Below are 2,445 nucleotides of genomic sequence, written 5' to 3'. Positions count from 1 at the left end.
CATGTTCGGCCGTATCAAGGACTGGCGCCGCGTCGCCATGCGCTACGACCGCTGCGCCCACACCTTCTTCTCCGCTATCTGCCTCGCCGCAACCGTCCTCTTCTGGATCAATGAGTCCTGAGCCTAGCTCTTTGTTTGATCGCGTGATTCAGGCTTTTCGGTGATTCCACCTCAAGCCATCACGCTCTAGCGCCGCCGCGCCGCCGGCAGGGCGCGGATCGCCGCGGCCATCTGGTCCGCCAACTGGCCGAGCAGCGCGCCCTGGGCCGTCACCGCCTCGGCCGTGCCGGCGCCCGCGGTGCCGCGCGCCTCGAAGCCACGGTCGGCCAGGGCGTTGTCCTCGCCCGGACGGCGCAGGGCGAAGCGGCCCTGCAGCAGCGCGGCCCCGTCCTCCGCCACCTCGAACCGCGCAATATCCAGGCTGGCCAGCAGGTCGAGCCGGCCGCCGAGCGCGCTGCGCTCCTCCCGCACCACGCTGCCGGGCAGGCGCTGGGTCAGCGCCGCGGCCAGCAGGCGGCTGATCATTTCTTCCAGCGGCTCGGCCCAGCGGGCGTTCTCCGCCAGCACCAGCCGGGTCGCGCCGGCGCCGCGGAAAATCTCCGGCCGGTCGAGATAGCGCGCCAGCCGCGCCTGGCGCAGCTCCACCTGCAGCGACGGCCCCGGCAGCGGCGTGCCCTCGGGGATGGCCAGCCGGAAGTAGCGGGGCTCGGCCGAGGCGCAGGCGGCGACGCCCAGCGGGGCGAGCAGGAACAGGCGACGGTGCATCTGAAAAGAGCTCATTCGGTGCGGCCGCGGATCAGGGCCTCGGGGTGGCGTTCCAGGAAGTCGGCCAGCAGGCGGACCGAGCGGGCGGCCTCGGCCACCTGCTGCAGCGTGCGGTCCAGGTTGCGGTTGAAGGGCGAATCCCCGGCATAGCTGCGCTGCAGGGTGGCGATCGCGCCATTGGCGCTGCGCATCGCCTGGTCCAGGTTGTCGGCGATCTGCGGCAGGCGGCGCAGCAGCGGCGCCAGCCCGCCATCGGCCTTGCGCACCAGCTCCTGCACCTGGGTCAGGGCGCCGGACAGGCTGGCCATGGCCTGCTTCACCTCCGGCCCGCCGGCCAGCCCGTTCACCGCCGCCAGGGCGCCGTTCAGATTGGCGCCGATCTCGTCGAGCGGGAAGCGTTCCAGCTTGCCGGCGAAGGCCGAGGCCGCGGCCATGATGTCGTCGCTGTCGCCGCCGAGGCTGGGCAGCACGATGACACCCTCCTCCTGGCGGATCTCGGCCGGCGGCGCGTTGTCGACGCGGTCCAGCGAGAGCACCTTCTGCCCGGTCAGCAGGCTACCGCTGCGCAGCTGCACGCGATGCCCCTGCTGCACCAGCCGGGCGGCCGCGACCATGATCTCTTCCGGCGGCCGGCCGGAGGGGAAGGAGATATGCCGCGGCTCGACGGCCAGGCGGACGGGCACGACGAAGCGGTCATGGTCCTTGTCATAGGAGAGGCCGACGCTGATGACATTGCCGATGCGGATGCCGCGCATTTCTACAGGCGAGCCGGGCGACAACCCGCGGATATTGCCGTCCAGGTAGGTCAGGAATTCCAGCCGGTCGGAGGATGTGGCGGAAATCGCCGCCTCCAGGCTTTCATGGACGAAGAAGCGGGCGTCGTCGGGCGGCGCCGGCTCGTCGCGCAGCTCGCGCGGCGTGTTGAAGGCGACGCCGCCGGAGAGCGCGGCGCGCAGGCTTTCCAATTCGACCTTCAGGCCATCAGCGCCGAGGTTCACGCTAATTCCAGAAGTATTCCAGAAGCGGGAGCCGGGGCGGACATAACCCTCGTAGGGCGCGCGGATGAAGGCGCGCAGCGTCACCAGCCCGTCCAGCTTCGGCGGCTCATAGGACAGGATCTCGCCCACCGCGACGTCGCGGAAGAAGACCGGCGAGCCGGCGCTGAGCGCGCCCAGCCGCGGCGTCTGCAGGGTGAAGACGCGGCCGGGCTCGTCCGAGCGCACCCCCGGCGGGTCGTCCAGCCCCTTGAAGCTGCGCTGCTCCTCGGCCTCGACGGGGCCGGGGTCGAATTCGATATAGGCGCCGGAGACGATGGTCTCGAGCCCGGAGATGTTTCCGGCCGTCAGCCGCGGCCGCACCACCCAGAACTGCGCGCCCTGGGTCAGCCGGTCGCCAACGTCGCGCTGCATGCGGACATTGGCGGTGATGCGCGTCAGGTCGGTGGTCAGGCGGATGGATTCGACGGTGCCCACGGTGACCGACTTGTAGCGCACCTGGGTCTGGCCCGCGGTCATGCCGTCGGCGCTGGCGAAGTCGATGGTCACCAGCGGCCCGCGCGACTGCCAGGAATTGTAGCCGAGATAGAGGGTGACCGCGGCGGCCGCGATCGGGATCAGCCAGATCCAGGAGAAGCGGCGGCGATGCGGGCGGGCCTCGGCGATCTCGGGGGCCGCGTCGGGC

General features: G+C 71.1%; 2 protein-coding genes and 1 pseudogene. 1 reads left to right on the top strand and 2 read right to left on the bottom strand.

Translation table 11 applies throughout. From position 1 onward, the window contains the following. Positions 1-121: pseudogene (locus GVN67_RS28740) on the top strand (IS5/IS1182 family transposase); the annotation flags it as partial. 65 nt (positions 122-186) lie between these two features. On the opposite strand, the gene GVN67_RS28735 reads toward GVN67_RS28740, so the two are convergent. After that, positions 187-765 carry a membrane integrity-associated transporter subunit PqiC gene (locus GVN67_RS28735; protein ID WP_160000720.1) on the bottom strand — a complete coding sequence of 193 codons (579 nt, stop codon included), beginning with the start codon at positions 763-765 and terminating at the stop codon, positions 187-189. Positions 766-776: 11 nt separating this feature from the next. Continuing rightward, positions 777-2,445 (bottom strand): intermembrane transport protein PqiB (locus tag GVN67_RS28730; protein ID WP_160000719.1); only part of this gene is annotated, 1,669 nt, incomplete at its 5' end.

The sequence above is a fragment of the Roseomonas sp. 18066 genome, from assembly GCF_902706185.1.
Taxonomy (GTDB): Bacteria; Pseudomonadota; Alphaproteobacteria; order Acetobacterales; family Acetobacteraceae; genus Pseudoroseomonas.
The sequence above is the reverse complement of the archived record's forward strand: the minus strand, read 5'-3'. Positions and strand labels throughout refer to the sequence as shown.